The sequence below is a fragment of the Streptomyces sp. NPDC047515 genome (assembly GCF_040643055.1).
GTDB lineage: Bacteria > Actinomycetota > Actinomycetes > Streptomycetales > Streptomycetaceae > Streptomyces.
The window spans coordinates 1-16416 of the sequence record NZ_JBEYTM010000028.1; the positions used below are offsets into that span (position 1 = coordinate 1).

Genomic DNA, 16416 nt, shown 5'->3' on the forward strand with positions numbered 1-16416 from the left:
CCACCCCCCAGGTCATCCGTTCGACAGGGGGCAACAGTCATGCCGGGCCCGGAGGCCAGCGGCCCTCTTGCAGGACCGCGAAAAACATAACGGGGTGTCGCGAGGACGCCCCGAGCGAAGGTGATGTCCCGGCCGCAGAGAAGCCAGTTCTTGATGTCCACTGCGAACGGGCCAGGCCGAGTTGCTGCGGACAGGCCTGCCAAGCGGTCACGTCGGTGACCGCGTAGACGTTCTGGCGGGTGAGCCGTCCGACCTTGGCGTCGGTGTGCAACCGCCCGATCCGCGCGACTCTGTACTGCGCCGGGTATGCCCACGCCGAACCGGTGGTCGTCGGCGCTGCGACCACCAGCAGCTCACGCAACTCGTGTCCGGTGTCGCGCTCCGCGTGACGGGTGGCACGGAGTTTCGTTATGTACGGCATGGGCGACACCCACCGCTGACCAGCACGGACTTTGCAGGCGCCCTGCGCTGGACTTGAGTACGCGTACTCAAGTCCAGCGCAGGGCGCGCTGTTGGCCTGCCTCAGCTTGAACACCGACCGAGGGGGAGCGTATGTCCACACCGATCGGCGGCCCCACACAGGGGTTCTGGATCGAACACGGTGAGGTGCGGAAAGCCGGCGAGGCGGCCCACAAGGTCGCCCAGGACATACCGGAGGACATCAAGGCCCTGTTCACGCCGACGGACGCGGCTGTCGCAGGGCTGGTCGGCTTCCAGTCCGCCCAGGCGATCGACGACTGCCTGGAGGCGTGGACGAAGGCGCTGCGTTCATTGGCAGGCATGGTGGGGGGTGCTGCGGACGCGGTCATCAGCTCCAGCATGAGTTTTACTCACGAGGACCAGGAGCGCCGGAAGTCTTTCCTCGGCCTTGGCTCGTACGGCCCGGACTCCTCCGGCCCGTACGCTCCTGGACTCAACGTGCCCCCGCTGGCGCATGGAGGGCACTGACACATGCGAGTCTCGGAGCTCCGTGACGCCAAGCCACTCCTGCTGACCGACGCCGGCGACGCCTGGGACGGACTGGCAGAGAGTTTCACCGCTCAAGCCCTGGGCTTCGGAAAATATCTGCACCGCCCTCTTGCTCAGGAGGGGGTCTGGGGCGGGGTGACTGCTGAATCCGCTGCCGACCGACTCGCCCGTATGCACCGCGACCTGAACGGCGCGAAGCAGGAACTCGACGGCGTGGGAACGGTGTTGCGGGCCTGCGGTGAGGAGTTGGCAGCCCATCAGGGCCGTCTCAAGGCCGCCGTTGCCGATGCCACGGAGGCTGGCTACAAGGTCGCCGACGACGGTACGGTCACGGCCCCGACAGCCGACACCAGCCACATGATGGCGGGCGACGTGGCGATGACGAATCGCGATCAGGCCACACATGCCAAAGAATTCGCCGACCGAATCGGCGATGCTCTGAGCGCGGCTCGGATTGCCGACAAGGAGTATGCGGCCGCGATCAAGCTCTTCACTGACGCGGCCAACCGGTGCGCAGGAGGCAACTGGAGCACTGGCCTGCTGGAATTGGCGACCGCGAACGAGCTTGACCGTGAGCTGCTGTCCGAACTCGGTATGCCGGACAAGAAGGCTTCACCCGACGCCGTACAGACGTGGTGGGCGGGGCTTTCCCCCACCCTTCAGGCCGAGTTGATCCACGACTACCCACAGCAGATCGGCAACCGTGACGGGATTCCGGCAACCGACCGCGACCGAGCCAATCGAACCTACCTGCCGCTGCTGTTGAGCAGCCTGGAGAACGACTATGCCGGGGCGGTCGGGGACGAAGCGACAGCCCTCAAGGACAAGATCGATGGTGTGAAAGGAATCCAGCAGCAGCTGGACCGGGGACGCGAGCCCCGACCCTATCTGCTCGGCCTCGGCCCGGAAGGTAATGGCCGCGCCATCGTGTCGTTCGGCGATCCGGACAGTTCGAAGAACGTCTCCGCGTATGTGCCGGGTCTGAACACCAAGCTGAGTGGGCATTTCGCATCATCCGACGTGGACCGGGCCTGGAACGTCGCGCACGCCGCAAACAAGCTGTACCCGGATACCACGACCGCATCCATTGTCTGGCTCGGTTACGACGCACCCCAGCTGGACGGCCTCAAGTGGTCGGCCACCGACGTCATGGGTGACGACAACGCCGTGGCCGGCGCCCCGGCCTACGCCAGCTTCCTGCGGGGCATCCGGGCCACCCATGAGTCCGGCTCACCGCATGTGACAGCTGTCGGGCACTCATACGGGTCATTGACTGTCGGTCAGGCAGCGCAGCTGCCAGGCGGAATTCCCGTCGACGAGGTGGTCCTCGTCGGAAGCCCCGGTGTCGGTGTCGACAAGGCCGCCGACCTCGGGATGGGCGCCGACCACGTCTATGTCGGCGCGGCGGAGAATGACCAGGTGACCAACCTGCCCACGCCCAATCTTCTTGAGTACGTCTCTCCGGGAAGCGAGTACGGTCCCAAGAAGAACTGGTTCGGCACGGACCCCGCCGACAACCACTTCGGAGGCCACCATTTCAGCGTGGCCCCTGGAGAGGACACCGGCGTTGCAGGGCTTGTGGCTGGAGATCTGCCCGCGCATTCGATCTACTTCGATCCAATCGGCGGCGGCGACTCCCTGAACAACATCGCAAGCGTCGTGGCCGGCCGCGGGGACAAGATCCAGTCTGTGGCGCCGAGATGAAGCGCTTGGGCGGACCGGTACGACTACTGGGTTGTGCGCTATTGGTGGCGGCGCTCGGAGCATGCGGAACCGACGGTGGACAGAATGCCACGAAGGGCCAGAGCAAGAAGGAACAGAAGGTATCCGCGATGGATATGCAGCAAGCCGGGCAGCGCTCGGAAGCAATCCTCGACGGCACGCTGGCGGCCATCCGCCCGCCGGTGAAATGGGTCTATGGTGCCCCTGCGGAGGCGGCCTGCAGCACGGGTCTCAACGAGCCGACCGGCAGCACCACCGTCACCCGCAGCAGGAACATCCTCACTGTGGTTTCGGAGCACCGGCGCGGCAATTTGTTGGGAGTCGTACAGCGGTACTGGGAGCGGCAGGGCTTCCGGGTCGTCAGCGTCAACTCCGACAAGGACATGCCCTGGATCCGGGCCAAGGGCCCCGATGGGCTCACCGTCTCCATGGAAGTCGGCAGCATCGGCAACGTATCCCTCAGCGCAGGACTCAGCTGTGCCGAGAACTCTGCGATGACCTATCCGACGGGTACACCCGGCCGTCCTGGCGGACCGAAGGCGGAGGAGCTGAGACCGCGGGAACAGTCGGCCTTCTGGTCGTCCCGAGAGAGTCGTTGATCGCAAGTCGCCCTGTGTTCCGCCCGTCGAACCGGCCGCTTTGCCGCTACCGGCCGCGGCCTCGGCGTATCCGGGCCGGGGCCCTACGATCAAGGCATGGCTAAGCGCAAGGTGCACCAGAGGGCCAAGAAGGTCCTGGTGTGGTGCAGCATTCCCCGGGCCATACCGAAGCCACCGAAGGACGTACACCGGGCAGCCGGCAAGGGGCGGCTGAAAGGGCGCCACCACTGGCTGGTGTACGTGGGCGCGGTGGTGTTCTGTGTCGTCATCATTCCGATCTATCTGATCGACATGCTCGGAAAGCAGATCGACAGGCTGTTCCGGGGTCGGGCGCGGCGCAGTGAGCTTGGCCGGAGAAGAGAGACGCCGACCGGAGACCGCAGGCCCGGGGACGGTGTCTTCGACGGGGACTGGAACCTGGCGGCAGGTCAGCTGCTGCTGTGCTGGTTCTCGCAGTCGCCCAGTCCGCGACGGCTGGTCCTGTTGGACCGGGACCGTATCTGTGTCGCGGCCTTCGGTGCGCCGCCGTCTTGCGGCAACGAAGGCCAACGACTTCGGGATCGTGGCGGAAGTCAGGGCCGACGAGGCGCGTATCGAGGCGGAGGCGGGGCAGCCGCGAGGCTTCGCCACGTTCCGTATCCGCTTCGCGGACGGTTCCTGGCTGGAGCTCGGCAATCTGGCCGAGCCCGAGGATGCCGACCACTTCCTGAGGGCGGCGGCCGGGGCCGGAGGCTGAGCTCGGCCGCGGATGCCTCGCGGGTACGTCGGAGCGTGCTGCGCCCCTGGACCAGGCCGTGGTGCCGGGATGACGTGCGTGGTGAGACCGGTACGGCTTCTGTGATGTGTGCTTCGGGTGTCGGCACTCGCGGCCTGAGGGGTCGGCAGTGAGCCGGGTCGGGAGGACGGGAGGGGTGGGAGGGCAGGGGAGGGGCAGGAGGACCGAAGGCTGAGCACGTGAGGGCACGTGAGGGCGGCGCCCTCCGCCTCACGCCTCCTCCGGCGCCAACTGCGCCATCACCAGCCCGTACAGCAGCTCCACGTCCACGAACTCCCCTTCCCGCGGCGCCCCGCACCGCCAGCTCAGCGGGTATGTGTTGCCATCCGGGGCGGGGATTCCCACGTACTGGTCACAGGTGGCCGGGCCGAAGCACCTGGCGCCCGGAGGCCAGTCGTAATCCTTGCTCGAACCGGGCGGGATCAGAAAGTACGTCCACCGGGCGCCCGCGATCTCCCGTACGACCGGGCCCGGTTCTCCTTCGGTGAGTGTTCCGAGGTGGTGCAGCACTGCCTCGCCCCGTACGCCCCGCAGCCGGATGGCGTCGAAGTGGATGCCGGTCATGTGGAGTTGTAGCCCGGCGGTGGGTACCCATTCGGGGCGTTTCTTGCTCGTCATGACCCCAAGGATTCCCTCGACTGCGTAGCGTGACCAGGAGGACACGGTCCACATCGACGGGATGTGGTGGAGGCGCAGGGCGGCGATAGGTTGATCTCCAGGCCGGAGCAGGTGGGTGACACGTTCGACCTCTTCGGCATCCTGCGGGCCCAGGCGCTCAACCCCTGGAAGTCGGCGGAGATCACCGAAACGAAGGCGAGGCAACTGTGACCACCAGGCCCGAGCTCTCCTGGTTCAAGTCCAGCTACAGCAACAACGAAGGCGGCGCCTGCGTCGAAGTCGCCTACGACTGACGCAAGTCCAGCTACAGCGGCAACGAGGGCGAAGCCTGCGTGGAGGTCGCCGCCTGCCCCCACACCGTCCACGTCCGCGACTCCAAGGTCGTCGACGGGCCGACCTTCGCCGTCGCCCCGGCCGCCTGGGCCGCTTTCCTGGCGGGTGCCGTCGCGGGATGACCGCGAGCGTGTTGCGAGTCGCTGATCCCGGCCCCGCCGTCGTCCTCATCACCGGTGTGATGGCCTCCGGTAAGTCCACCGTCGCCCAGGCCCTTGCCGAGCGGCTGCCGCGGGCGGTGCATGTGCGCGGGGACGTCTTCCGGCGCATGGTGGTGTCCGGGCGGGCCGAGATGGTGCCGGGGGCGTACGAGGAGGCCGTCGCCCAACTCCGGCTCCGGTACCGGTTGTCCGCGATGACGGCCGACGCGTACGTGGATGAGGGCTGGACCGTCGTGGTGCAGGACGTGGTGCTGGGGGAGGAGTTGGCCGGGTACGTCGAACGCGTGCGGACCCGACCGCTGTACGTCGTGGTGCTCGCGCCGGAGCCGCAGGCCGTTGCCGAGCGGGAGGCCGGACGGAGCAAGAGCGGTTACGGGGCCGGGTGGACGGTCGAGTCGCTGGACCGGGTGCTGCGGGAGGAGACGCCGCGGATCGGTCTCTGGCTGGACACGACCGGGCAGAGCGTGGAGCAGACGGTCGACACGGTCCTCGCGGAGCTCGAAGGCGCGCGGGTGGTGGGTGCGTCAGTGTCGGACAGAGGTCCTGCTTGACGCGGCGAATGCGCTGACGGCCGGTGATTCGCCAGCGGTTCGGTGTTCCGGATGTGCATGAGACCTGGACCATGCGGCTGCCGCTGGACAGGTCCGGGCATCGGCACGGCCTGCCACGCCGTGGCTGTCTGCTTACCCCGCACCAGCAGGCACGCCTGACGCCTGGCACGTACCCGCCCCGGTAGCCTCTCCTTCGACACGGCCTGGCGCCACAGCCGAATGCGTCTCCGCCCCGACGAAGCGCTCTTCCGTCAGGCTGCCCATCGCGCCGACGTGCAGCGGGGCCCGTGGACGACGACTGCCCCCCGCTGACGCCGGTCCTACGCCTCGCAGCCGTACTGCTTGGCCAGGTTGTCCACCGCTTCCAGGATGATCGCGCGGGATGCCTTGGTCAGTGCGTTGTCGTTCCAGTTCTGCGCCGCGACGACACCGGGGGTGACTTTCAAGACGACGGTGACGTGCGAGGCGTCCGTCCGCATCTCCTTCGGGCACGCGGCGGGGAGTTGGACCTCGCTCTGCCGGGGGCCCACCCAGCCGGAGCGGCCTCCAGTGAGGCGGGTGGTACCCTCTGCGGGGGCGTTGAGCAGGTTGGTGGCTTAGACGTTGAGGGTGTACTGACCGCGGTAGGTCGTGCCCTCGCCTGTCTTGCGTCCGACGAGGCAGATGGTGGAGAACACCGGGTCTCCCTTCGCCTTTTCCGGCTCGTACTCGTCCACCATCAGCTCGCCGCCTTTGCGGTCGTCGAGCCCGCCCGCGGTCTGCTCGGTGAGCATGCCCAGGCACAGATTCTGGGCCCGCAGGTCCTTTAGTTTGCTGGGCCACAGCTGGACGGCCGCCACGACCACCAGGACAACGGGCAGAACGAGGTGCTTTTTGTCCATCAGTAGCGCTCGCCCATCTTCATGTCGGCGTCCTTGATTCCGTTCTGGTACCACTGCTGGGCCGTCGGCTGGAGACCGTCCTCGTACTTGCCGGGGCTCGCGTCCAGTTCCGGCTTCTTGGGCCCCTTCTCCATTGCCATCATGCGCAGCGTGGCGTACATCTGCTTCTCGCCCTCGTCGTACTGCTTGATCACGAGGTCCGTGGACCACGACGGGGCAGTGGTGATCCGGCCAGCGGTCGGTAGGGTACGCGGACCGTACTCAGGCCGCGTCGTTGGACTGTGGATCCGCGCATCCGTAGCGCTTGGCCATGTTCGCCGCACTCTCCAGGACGATGGTGCGGTTCTTGGTGATCAGCGACTTCGGGTCCTCGCCTTCATGGGTGGCTACGGACGAGGACACGGACAACGTCACGGTGATATGGGGAGCCGTCGAGCCCAGCAGCGGGGGGGGCAGGAGTCGGGGTGCTGCGTCACCGCCTTGGTGGGGCTCACCCAGCCGGGATGGCCGTCGGCGAGGGGCTTCGAGCCCTTCGGAGGGTCCAGACCCAGGCGAGTGTCCTCGACGATCAGGTAGTACAGACTACCTCTTGTCCCGCCGCTCGCGTTGGCGCGGTTGACGTGGCATGTCCGGAATACGGCCAACTCCCCCTTGCCCTTCCGCTCGAACTCGTTGGCGCTGACCTTCCCTCCTTCTCCGTCGTCGAGCAGTGCTGCGGTCTTCTTGCTCAGCGCTCCGAAGCACACGCTTTGCGGCTCGGGCGCCTGCTCGGCGTCCGGCCACAAGGTGAGCGTGGCCACGACCGCCGCGGCGACGACAAGGGTGCCGGGCAGGACCAGCTTCTTCTTCTCCACCTAGCGCTCGCCCATCTTCATGTCCGCGTCCTTGATGCCGTGCTGATACCACTGCTCCGCGAGCCCTTGGAGATGGTCCTCGAATTCGCCCGGACTCGCGTCCATCTCTTTCTTCTTGACCCCCTTGCTGTGGGCCATCTGCTCCAGCAGCGTGTTCATCTCCCGCTGACCGTTGCCGAAGTGGTTGATCAGGTCTTCTCGGGTCTTCTGGTCCACCTCGGTGTTCGCGTGGTTCAAGTACTCGGCCGTGCCGACGTCGACCATTCGCTGGATCGTGTCGTCGACAACGGGGATGGGAGTGAGGGGTGCGCCGAGGATGTGGTAATTCATCATCGTGGCCCAGTTGTTGCGGTCCTTCTCGGACAGCGCTTCGGTCGCGATGCAGCACCGACCTCGGCGGTGTCGCCGACGCCACTCGTGCCGGCGGTCTCGCTCGCCGCGTTTGCGTGCTTGCCGCCCGGCTCGAGGCCGTCGAAGAGCCCATAGGCGGCGTGATTGATGTCCCCCAACTCGTCGTCCGCGACCACGTAGTCGGCCGATCTCTTCGCCGGTGTCGAGCCACCGGTGCTGTCGCAAAGCTGTCCGCACGCCACGCTACTCACGTAATCAACTACGTACCACAGGCGATCGATCATACGTACGGGTTCTTCGCGCGCGAGTAATACTGTGCTTTGGATACGTGAAGGGCCATGCCAGCGGTGGGGGCCCGTGGACGACGACTGCTGCCGCTGACGTCGGTCCTACGCCTCGCAGTCGTACTTCTTGGCGAGTTTGGCGGCGGCTTCCCGCACCACGGCCGCGCTGTTGCGGAGCGCTGTGTCCCGGTCGACGAGGCCCTTCTCCTCCGCCTGCGAGGGGGCGATGAGCGTGACGGTGATGTACGGGGCCGTCGAGCCCATGCGGGCGGCGCAGCCGGCGGGCAGTGTGGCCTCGGCCTCGTCGGGGCGCACCCAGCCCTTGAAGCCGGGCCCCAGAGGGACGGAGTCCTTCCTCGGACCGGAGTCGTACCGCTCGTCCGAAATGATCAGTTGGAAGATGCCTTGGGGGTAGTCGCTGTCAGGGTTGGCCCGCAGCACCTGGCACGTCTTGAACACCGCGGTGTCGCCCTTGCCCGGGCTTTCCCACTCCTCCGTGCTGACCTCGCCCCCCTTGCGGTCGTGGATCAATTCTGCGGTCTGTCGGCTGAGCGCCCCGTAACACAAGGTCTGCGGCAGCGGAGTCTTCTCCTTGACGTCAGGCCAGAGGCTCGCCGTCACGACGGCCACCCCGGCGACGCCGAGCACAACGGTCAGCGGCAGCCACTTCTTGTCCATCGATCACTGTCCCATCGCCGAGTCCGCGTCCCCCATGCCATTCCTGTACCACTGCTCGGCGATCGCCTGAAGGTGGTCCTCGTACTCGCCGGGGCTCGCATCCAGTTCCTTGTCCGTGAGCCCGCGATGCGTCGCCATCCCACGCAACATGCCGTACATCTCCTTCTGACCGTAGTCGTAGTGCCTGATCATGTTGTTGCGGGTCTCGGCGTCGACCTTGGCGTTGTCCGTGTTCACGTGAGCGTTCAGACCCCAGTCCACCGCGCGCTGGACCCCGTCGCCGACGATCGGGATGGGAGTCAGCAGCCCACCGTAGACGTGGTAATTGACCATCCTCTTCCAGTTGTTGGCGTCCTTCTCCGCCTGCCCCAGGTCGTAGATGACGTCGCCGCGCACACCGTCGAGGTGCCCGAGCACCGACGCCGACTGCTTGACCCAGGCCCGCAACTCCTCGTCCCCCTTACGGAAGGACTCGGCAGGAAAGTGCGACAGTCCCTCGCTGGAGACCACGGTCTGAGAGGCGTGGATGGCCTTGTAGGCGTTGGGGTCCTCCGCCGTGGCGCGGATGATCCGGGTGAGGTCGCCCCGGTCGATCTCCAGCTGGTTGAAGTCGGTCGGCCCGTCCATCTTCTTGCCGAGGATCTGGTGCACGTCGGAGCCGTAGTCGGCGATCATGTCGGCCATCGGCAGCCGCATGGAGACGGGGACGGCGCTCTGGTTCGTGTGGAGCTCCTTCGTGTACTCGCCCATCACCCGCTCGAAGATCGCGGTCTCGGCGCCGTCGTGGTGAACGGGCACCGGGTGCATCGGTGAACCGGGCACGCGGCCGGTGGCCGCGGACTCGAGCGCGAGGCCGAGCTCGGCGCGGGCCGAGGTGTACTGGGTCTCGGCCGGCATCTTGCTCTCGACGTCGCCACCGGGCCACTCCCGGTCGTCCAGGAAGTACTTGAGGTTGTCGGTGGTGTTCGGGTCGAAGTAGTGGGTGGAGGCGCACGGGTTGCGACTCATGGCGTTCAGCAGGCCCTTCATCGGGTCCGCCTGCGTGCCCTGCCAGTTCTTCATGACGCCGTCGTAGGCGTCGTCGTTGTTCGTCTCCCACTCACGGATGGTGTCGCCGACCTGCGTCAGGAAGGCCTCGCTGTAGACCGGGTCGCCCTCGTCCTTCTTCCAGGGCGAGGATTTCTCCTTGGGGTCCTTGTCCGGGTCGTACACGGCGTCGTCGCCGGCGTCGGCGGCCATCAGGTGAGTGAGGGCGTTCCAGCCCGAGGCTCCGCCCTTGAGCGCCCCGGGGTGCCGGTCGGGCAGGCCGTTGCCGTCACGGGCCATGGTGATGAGCCGGTCGGTCCAGGCGGAGGTGACGCCACCGGGCGAGCCGATCGGGGAGTCGGGGCCGGTGGCGGTGGCGAGGCTGCCGGACAGGGCCTTGTAGAGGCGGGCGTCGGTGGCGGAGACCTGGCCGTCACGGCCGCCGCCCTCCAGGCCGCCGGCGAGCAGCAGCAGCGCCTCCTGGTCCTCGCGGCCGTTGTAGCTGAGGTTCTGCATGAGCTCGGCGGCGAACGCCGGCGAGTCCTTCCCGCCCTCGGCGAGCGTGAGGAGCCGCTCGCGCTCCTTGTCGTCGAGGTGCTCCCACCGGGCGTAGAGCTTGGCGGCCTCGCGGCCGTTCTCCGCCTGCTGTTTCTCCTCGGCGCGCATCTTCTTGGCGTCGGCGACACCGCCGAGGTCGGTGCTGCCGAAGTCGTTGGGGTGGTTCCGGATCAGCGCCCGCAGACCCCAGGCGCAGAGCTCGTCGGCTTCGTTGGCGCGCTGCAGGATGCCCTCGAGCTTGCTGCGCAGCGCGTCGAACTGCGCTTCGGTCGCTATGGGTTCGGTGCTGTCCTTGGACCGACGGTCGGGGTGGACGCGGTGGCTGAGGACGCCGTCGGGGTAGATGGTGATGCCCGGTGGCGGGTTCTCGTAGGCGTACTTGAGGTCGTCATGAGCGGACTTGAGGAGGGCGTGGGCGTCCTTCAGGAGGTCGCGTACGGACTCGGCCTCGGTGACGGCGTCGCTGAACTCCTTGGCAGTCTTGGTGACGAACTCCTGGGTGACGGTGGCGTTCTCGCCCTTCCAGGTGGACTTGTCGGCCTTGGTCTTCATGGCCGACGCATCGGTTTGGAGGGCGGTCAGCTTGCCGATCATCTCGGTCCACTGGGTGGCCGCGGTGTCGAGCGGGCCGAGCCTGACGTTGAGGAGCTGCTCGAAGGTGGGCATGAGGGCGGCTCCTTACCGGAAGTACTTGTCGATCTGGGAGACGGGCACGGCCCCTTCGGCCCCGGGGGCGACGGGGCCGACGATGCGCAACTGCGCCCCGATCCGTTCGTCTTCGGCCTTGTTCGAGGACTTCGTGTAATCGAGGTGGTTGGAGATGTGCGCGCATGCCTGGAGGAGGGTCTTCACCTGCGTCTCCCAGGTCCGGTTCACCTCGGCGAGCGCCGCGCCGCTGTCGAAGCCGTCGCCCTTCAGACTCGTGCCGGCGGTCTCGCTCGCCGCGTTCGCGTGCTTGCCGCCTGATTCGAGGCCGTTGAAGAGCCCGTAGGCGGCGTGGCCGATGTCCCCCAGCTCGTCGTCCACGACCACGTAGTCGGCCGATCCCTTCGCCGGCGTCGAACCACCGGTGCTGCCGGCCTGGTTCAGCCTCATGGCGACGGCGGCCTTCTCCGCGCCCCACTCGTCTTCGAACGACATCGTCGACACCCCCGTGTCCCTGATCGGAAAACTGCCCCGCGCCACGCTACCCACGTGATCAACGGTCCACCACAGGCGATCGATCATACGTGCGGGTTCTTCACGCGCGAGCGTGTCGATCTCGGCGGCCTGGAGCAGGCGAGCGAGTACGGTCGTTCCCTGTCGCTCCATCCGGTGCCGACACTGTCTACGTACCGCAGACCACCCTGCTGCCGCTCGCCCACGAGAACCGCGCCGGGGAAGCCGACCAGCCGGCCGTGGCCGGGCACCCAACCGACGGCGACCACGTCGACGGCGCGTATGTCGCGGATCTTGATTCACGCGTGGGAAATGGACGCCGGGTTCGTAGACGGAGGCGAGCCGCTTCGCGTTCCGTCGCCTGCGCCCTGGACTCGGGAAAGGCGCCCGCCCCGGAATATCCCCGGGGCCGGCGTACGGGCGTGGAGGCCGTGACCGGATTCGAACCGGTGTAACTCGAGTTGCAGTCGAGCCCCTGAACCACTCGGGCACACGGCCGTGTGTTTCTTGCTGTGGTTCGACCGTAGGGGCAGGTGTTCTCGGTGCTCAAGGGCGCGGGGCGGGTCGCAATACGACTGCCATACCGCGTTCACGATCGGGTTCCGCCGCCGGCCGCCCGGCACGTCGCGGTCCTACGACCATCGGACGAGCGGCGGGCCGTCTCGCGACAGGGTCCATATGAGATCTTGCCCCTTACTCTTGGGCTCATGAGTGCCCTGGAACCACGAGACGCCGGTACCGATACCGGCACCGCCGTCCCTGCGGCGATATCGGCCCCACCCGTCGAATCCGAAGGCGTGCTCGGGCGTACCTATCGGGCGCTCAGTGTCGGCATCGTCTCCGTCGTGTTCCTGATCGCCTTCGAGGCGACCGCCGTGGGGACCGCGATGCCGGTCGCCGCCCGGGAGCTGCACGGCATTCCGCTCTACGCGTTCGCGTTCTCCGCGTACTTCACCACCAGCCTGTTCGCCATGGTGCTCTCCGGGCAGTGGGCGGACCGGCGTGGGCCGCTGGCGCCGCTCGCCACCGGGATCAGCGCGTTCGGGGCGGGGCTGCTGCTGTCGGGCACGGCGGGCAGCATGTGGATGTTCATCGCCGGACGGGCCGTCCAGGGGCTCGGCGGCGGGCTCGTGATCGTGGCGTTGTACGTGGTGATCAGCCGGGCCTATCCGGAGCATCTGCGGCCGTCGATCATGGCCGCCTTCGCCGCGAGCTGGGTGATCCCGTCCGTCGTCGGACCGCTCGCCTCCGGGAGCGTGACCGAGCACCTGGGGTGGCGGTGGGTCTTCATCGGCATCCCCGTGCTCGTGGTGTTCCCGCTGGCACTCGCGCTGCCCGCCATCCGGCTCCGGGCGTCGGGGCCGGCCGATCCGGCGGCGCCCGTCGAGCCGTACGACCGGCGCCGCATCCTGCTCGCGCTCGGGATCTCGGTGGGGGCGGGGCTGCTCCAGTACGCCGGGCAGGAGCGGAACTGGTTCGCGCTGCTCCCGGCGGTCGCGGGTGTCGCTCTGCTCGTGCCCGCCGTGCGCGGGCTGCTGCCCCCGGGCACGGGCCGGGCGGCGCGCGGGCTGCCGTCGGTGGTGCTGCTGCGCGGGGTGGCGGCCGGGTCGTTCATCGCCGCCGAGTCGTTCGTACCGCTGATGCTGGTGACCCAGCGCGGGCTGAGTCCGACGATGGCCGGGCTCTCGCTCGCGGCCGGGGGCGGGACCTGGGCGCTCGGTTCGTACGTGCAGTCCCGGCCGCGCCTGGAGCCGTACCGGGAGCGTCTGATGGTGGGCGGCATGGTGCTGGTCGCCGCGGCGATAGCGGCAGCGCCGTCCGTGCTGATCGACGCGGTGCCGGTCTGGACCGTGGCCGTGGCCTGGGCCTTCGGGTGTTTCGGCATGGGCATGGTGATCGCATCCACGAGCGTGCTGCTGCTGAAGCTCTCGGCGCCCCAGGAGGCAGGGGCGAACTCGGCCGCCCTTCAGATCTCCGACGGGCTGTCCAACGTCCTGCTGCTGGCCGCGGGCGGGGCGGCCTTCGCCGCGCTCGGCGGCGGGACGGTGGGAGCCGTGCACGACGCGGTGGAGGCGGGGGCCTCCGGGTCTCATCCGGGGGCGTTCGCGGTGGTCTTCCTGCCGATGGCGGGGGTGGCGCTGGTGGGGGCGTGGGTGGCGGCGCGGGTCCGGACGCGGTAGCTGGTACCACTCTGGCCCCACCCGGTGGTACCGTTTTGGTATGGCTATGAACCTGCGTCTTCGTGACGATCAGACCGAAGCACTGAAGCAGCGCGCCGAGCAGGAGGGGACCAGCATGCACGCCATACTGCTGCAGGCCGTGGACGACTACCTGGCCAGGACCGCTCAGCAGGCCATCGTCCGCAAGACGGCCAAGGAGCAGGCGGCCAAGTGGAGCGAGCTCATGGAGCGGCTCAAGTGACCTGTGTCTACCTGACCTCCGAGGACATCCTCGTCATCGCCGACCGTGCCTGCGCGGACATGCGCGTCGTCGTGCGCGACGCCGGGCTCCTCGAATCGGCGGCCCACCGCCCCTCCGTGGCCATGTTCGGCGAGGAGGCGTATCCGGACCTGATCGACAAGGCCGCCGCGCTCCTGCACTCCTTGGCGATCAACCGCACGTTCTTCGACGGCAACAAACGCACGGCCTGGCTGTCGTGCGTGACCTTCCTCGCGATGAACGGCATCGATCTGCGCCCGGACATCGATGCCGCGGAACGCCTGGTCATCGCGGTGGCCACGGGGGAAATGGACGAGGTGAAAGTGATCTCTCAGGGGCTGCGCGAGCTGGTCGTCGACGACGTGTGACAGCCATCGCAATTCTGTGCGGGGCGGCGTAGTTCGAGGCGGTTCACGCAGCGCCCCCCGGTAAGGTGGCCCGGTTGTCGTATCGCGTACGTGTCCGTCCCGGCCCGTACGGACAGCGCCCCACGTACCCGAGAGACCCGAACCGGAGACCGTGACTACTACCGCCTCCCACCACCTCTCACCCGCCTTCCCCGGCCGCGCCCCCTGGGGCACGGCCGGCAAGCTGCGAGCCTGGCAGCAGGGCGCCATGGAGAAGTACATCCAGGAGCAGCCGCGCGACTTCCTCGCGGTCGCCACCCCCGGCGCGGGGAAGACCACCTTCGCGCTGACCCTCGCGTCATGGCTGCTGCACCACCACGTCGTGCAGCAGGTCACCGTCGTCGCGCCGACCGAGCACCTGAAGAAGCAGTGGGCCGAGGCAGCGGCCCGGATAGGGATCAAGCTCGACCCCGACTACAGCGCGGGCCCGCTGAGCAAGGAGTACGACGGCGTCGCGGTCACCTACGCGGGTGTCGGCGTGCGGCCGATGCTGCACCGCAACCGGTGCGAGCAGCGCAAGACGCTCGTGATCCTCGACGAGATCCACCACGCCGGTGACTCGAAGTCCTGGGGCGAGGCGTGCCAGGAGGCGTTCGACCCGGCCACCCGGCGACTGGCGCTCACCGGTACGCCGTTCCGGTCCGACACCAACCCGATCCCCTTCGTCGTGTACGAGGAGGGCAACGACGGCATCCGGCGCTCCTCGGCCGACTACACGTACGGCTACGGCAACGCGCTCGCCGACGGCGTCGTCCGGCCTGTGATCTTTCTCAGCTACAGCGGCAACATGCGCTGGCGTACCAAGGCCGGTGACGAGATCGCCGCCCGGCTCGGCGAGCCGATGACCAAGGACGCCATCGGGCAGGCCTGGCGCACCGCGCTCGCGCCCACCGGGGAGTGGATCCCCAATGTGCTGAGCGCCGCCGACAAGCGGCTGACCGAGGTGCGCAAGGGCATTCCGGACGCCGGTGGGCTGGTCATCGCCACCGACCAGGAATCGGCGCGCGAGTACGCCAAGATCCTCAAGAGGGTCACGGGCGAGAAGGCCACCGTGGTCCTCTCCGACGAGAAGGCCGCGTCGAAGAGGATCGACCAGTTCAGCGAGGACGAATCCCGCTGGATGGTCGCGGTGCGCATGGTGTCGGAGGGCGTCGACGTGCCGCGTCTCGCCGTGGGCGTGTACGCGACCACCATCTCCACGCCGCTCTTCTTCGCACAGGCCGTCGGGCGTTTCGTGCGCTCACGCAGGCGCGGCGAGACCGCTTCCGTCTTCGTACCGACCATCCCGATGCTCCTCGACTTCGCCAACGAGATGGAGGTCGAACGGGACCACGTCCTCGACAAGCCCAAGAAGGGCAGCGACGAGGAGAACCCGTTCGCGGAGGAGGACAAGCTCCTCGCCGACGCCGAGAAGCTGGAGGACGAGGAGACCGAGGAGCAACTACCCTTCGAGGCCCTCGAATCCGACGCGGTCTTCGACCGGGTGCTCTACGACGGTGCCGAATTCGGCATGCAGGCACATCCCGGGAGCGAGGAGGAGCAGGACTACCTGGGGATTCCGGGGCTGCTGGAGCCCGATCAGGTCCAGCTGCTGCTCCAGAAGCGGCAGACCCGGCAGATCGCGCACAGCCGCCAGAAGCCGGCCGAGGACGCCGATCTGCTGGAGAAGCCGGCCGAGGCGCGGCCGGTGGTCACCCACAAGCAGCTGCTGGGGCTGCGCAAGCAGCTCAACACCATGGTGTCCGCATACACGCACCAGAGCGGCAAGCCGCACGGTGTGATCCACACCGAGCTGCGGCGGGTCTGCGGCGGGCCGCCGAGCGCCGAGGCCACGGCCGGGCAGATCCAGCAGCGGATCAAGAAGGTTCAGGAGTGGGCCACCCGTATGACGTGAGGTGACGTGTCAGGGGTGTGCGGGTGCCGGCCCGGGGCGAGGACAGTGGTCCTCGCCCCGGGCCGGCGTCGTGTCCGCGGATGGGGTGGGGAGCGGATCGGGTGGGGGCAGGGACCGTGGTCGCCACCCCTGTTCCCGTCCCGCTTCCGCCTCGTCCC

The 16416-nt window shown here is 67.9% G+C and carries 21 protein-coding genes, 1 tRNA gene and 2 pseudogenes; 10 read left to right on the forward strand and 14 right to left on the reverse strand.

All coding sequences use genetic code 11. The annotated features are described in order from the left end of the window. Nucleotides 1-37 precede the first annotated feature (37 nt). Complete coding sequence (locus ABZ826_RS22390) at nt 38-421, reverse strand: hypothetical protein (protein WP_361450920.1); 384 nt, start codon at nt 419-421, stop codon at nt 38-40. A 131-nt stretch (nt 422-552) separates the two neighbouring features. Between ABZ826_RS22390 and ABZ826_RS22395 the strand changes: the two genes are divergently transcribed. The 4 genes from ABZ826_RS22395 (at nt 553) to ABZ826_RS22410 (ending at nt 4026) form a co-directional block, all read left to right on the forward strand. After that, nucleotides 553-948, forward strand: a complete 396-nt coding sequence (locus ABZ826_RS22395; RefSeq protein WP_361450923.1) for a hypothetical protein — start codon at nt 553-555, stop codon at nt 946-948. A gap of 3 nt (nt 949-951) precedes the next feature. Beyond that, entirely contained in the window at nt 952-2673 is a 1722-nt protein-coding gene (locus ABZ826_RS22400; protein WP_361450926.1) for an alpha/beta hydrolase, read from the forward strand. Beyond that, nucleotides 2670-3290 (forward strand): hypothetical protein, encoded by a 621-nt coding sequence (locus tag ABZ826_RS22405; protein WP_361450929.1) that lies wholly within the window; start codon nt 2670-2672, stop codon nt 3288-3290. Before ABZ826_RS22400 ends, ABZ826_RS22405 begins: the two co-directional genes overlap by 4 nt. A 502-nt stretch (nt 3291-3792) precedes the next feature. Continuing rightward, the gene (locus ABZ826_RS22410) at nt 3793-4026 is read left to right on the forward strand and encodes a hypothetical protein (protein WP_361450932.1); all 234 of its coding nucleotides are present in this window, start codon (nt 3793-3795) and stop codon (nt 4024-4026) included. 249 nt (nt 4027-4275) lie between these two features. Here ABZ826_RS22410 and ABZ826_RS22415 read toward each other — a convergent pair whose 3' ends face one another. Further along, complete coding sequence (locus ABZ826_RS22415) at nt 4276-4683, reverse strand: hypothetical protein (protein ID WP_361450935.1); 408 nt, start codon at nt 4681-4683, stop codon at nt 4276-4278. Between the two features lie 206 nt (nt 4684-4889). Between ABZ826_RS22415 and ABZ826_RS22420 the strand changes: the two are divergent. Continuing rightward, nucleotides 4890-5138 (forward strand): annotated as a pseudogene (locus ABZ826_RS22420) (DUF397 domain-containing protein). 8 nt (nt 5139-5146) lie between these two features. Further along, nucleotides 5147-5728: an AAA family ATPase gene (locus tag ABZ826_RS22425; protein WP_361451179.1), complete on the forward strand. Its 582-nt coding sequence runs from the start codon at nt 5147-5149 to the stop codon at nt 5726-5728. A gap of 320 nt (nt 5729-6048) precedes the next feature. Here the strand turns inward: ABZ826_RS22425 and ABZ826_RS22430 are convergent, their stop codons facing one another. The 12 genes and pseudogenes from ABZ826_RS22430 to ABZ826_RS22485 all read right to left on the reverse strand — a co-directional run bounded on the left by ABZ826_RS22430 (nt 6049) and on the right by ABZ826_RS22485 (nt 12016). Then, nucleotides 6049-6207 (reverse strand): hypothetical protein, encoded by a 159-nt coding sequence (locus ABZ826_RS22430; RefSeq protein WP_361450938.1) that lies wholly within the window; start codon nt 6205-6207, stop codon nt 6049-6051. Between the two features lie 117 nt (nt 6208-6324). Next, complete coding sequence (locus tag ABZ826_RS22435; RefSeq protein WP_361450941.1) at nt 6325-6609, reverse strand: hypothetical protein; 285 nt, start codon at nt 6607-6609, stop codon at nt 6325-6327. Continuing rightward, on the reverse strand, nt 6609-6803 hold the full coding sequence (locus ABZ826_RS22440) for a hypothetical protein (RefSeq protein ID WP_361450944.1): 195 nt from the start codon (nt 6801-6803) through the stop codon (nt 6609-6611). Before ABZ826_RS22440 ends, ABZ826_RS22435 begins: the two co-directional genes overlap by 1 nt. Nucleotides 6804-6870: 67 nt before the next feature. Continuing rightward, nucleotides 6871-7023 carry a hypothetical protein gene (locus ABZ826_RS22445; protein ID WP_361450947.1) on the reverse strand — a complete coding sequence of 51 codons (153 nt, stop codon included), beginning with the start codon at nt 7021-7023 and terminating at the stop codon, nt 6871-6873. Further along, a complete protein-coding gene (locus ABZ826_RS22450; protein WP_361450950.1) occupies nt 7020-7463 on the reverse strand; it encodes a hypothetical protein in 444 nt (147 codons plus the stop codon). The genes ABZ826_RS22445 and ABZ826_RS22450 overlap by 4 nt, the downstream gene beginning before the upstream one ends. Continuing rightward, nucleotides 7464-7796, reverse strand: coding sequence for a hypothetical protein (locus ABZ826_RS22455; RefSeq protein ID WP_361450953.1), 333 nt, complete (start codon nt 7794-7796; stop codon nt 7464-7466). After that, on the reverse strand, nt 7793-8098 hold the full coding sequence (locus ABZ826_RS22460; RefSeq protein WP_361450956.1) for a hypothetical protein: 306 nt from the start codon (nt 8096-8098) through the stop codon (nt 7793-7795). The genes ABZ826_RS22455 and ABZ826_RS22460 overlap by 4 nt, the downstream gene beginning before the upstream one ends. Before the next feature lie 105 nt (nt 8099-8203). Then, nucleotides 8204-8776, reverse strand: a complete 573-nt coding sequence (locus ABZ826_RS22465; RefSeq protein ID WP_361450959.1) for a hypothetical protein — start codon at nt 8774-8776, stop codon at nt 8204-8206. Between the two features lie 3 nt (nt 8777-8779). Further along, nucleotides 8780-11026 (reverse strand): DUF6571 family protein, encoded by a 2247-nt coding sequence (locus ABZ826_RS22470; RefSeq protein WP_361450962.1) that lies wholly within the window; start codon nt 11024-11026, stop codon nt 8780-8782. A 12-nt stretch (nt 11027-11038) separates the two neighbouring features. Continuing rightward, entirely contained in the window at nt 11039-11500 is a 462-nt protein-coding gene (locus ABZ826_RS22475; RefSeq protein ID WP_361451182.1) for a hypothetical protein, read from the reverse strand. Nucleotides 11501-11623: 123 nt separating this feature from the next. Beyond that, nucleotides 11624-11866, reverse strand: a pseudogene (locus ABZ826_RS22480) (ATP-dependent DNA ligase); the annotation flags it as partial. Between the two features lie 75 nt (nt 11867-11941). Next, nucleotides 11942-12016 (reverse strand) — tRNA-Cys (locus ABZ826_RS22485). A 209-nt stretch (nt 12017-12225) separates the two neighbouring features. Between ABZ826_RS22485 and ABZ826_RS22490 the strand changes: the two genes are divergently transcribed. The 4 genes from ABZ826_RS22490 to ABZ826_RS22505 all read left to right on the forward strand — a co-directional run bounded on the left by ABZ826_RS22490 (nt 12226) and on the right by ABZ826_RS22505 (nt 16258). After that, on the forward strand, nt 12226-13698 hold the full coding sequence (locus tag ABZ826_RS22490; RefSeq protein ID WP_361450964.1) for an MFS transporter: 1473 nt from the start codon (nt 12226-12228) through the stop codon (nt 13696-13698). 40 nt (nt 13699-13738) lie between these two features. Next, the gene (locus tag ABZ826_RS22495) at nt 13739-13939 is read left to right on the forward strand and encodes a ribbon-helix-helix protein, CopG family (RefSeq protein WP_026290595.1); all 201 of its coding nucleotides are present in this window, start codon (nt 13739-13741) and stop codon (nt 13937-13939) included. Continuing rightward, complete coding sequence (locus tag ABZ826_RS22500) at nt 13936-14325, forward strand: type II toxin-antitoxin system death-on-curing family toxin (RefSeq protein ID WP_361450967.1); 390 nt, start codon at nt 13936-13938, stop codon at nt 14323-14325. Before ABZ826_RS22495 ends, ABZ826_RS22500 begins: the two co-directional genes overlap by 4 nt. A 151-nt stretch (nt 14326-14476) precedes the next feature. After that, nucleotides 14477-16258, forward strand: coding sequence for a DEAD/DEAH box helicase (locus tag ABZ826_RS22505; protein WP_361450970.1), 1782 nt, complete (start codon nt 14477-14479; stop codon nt 16256-16258). Nucleotides 16259-16416: the final 158 nt, after the last annotated feature.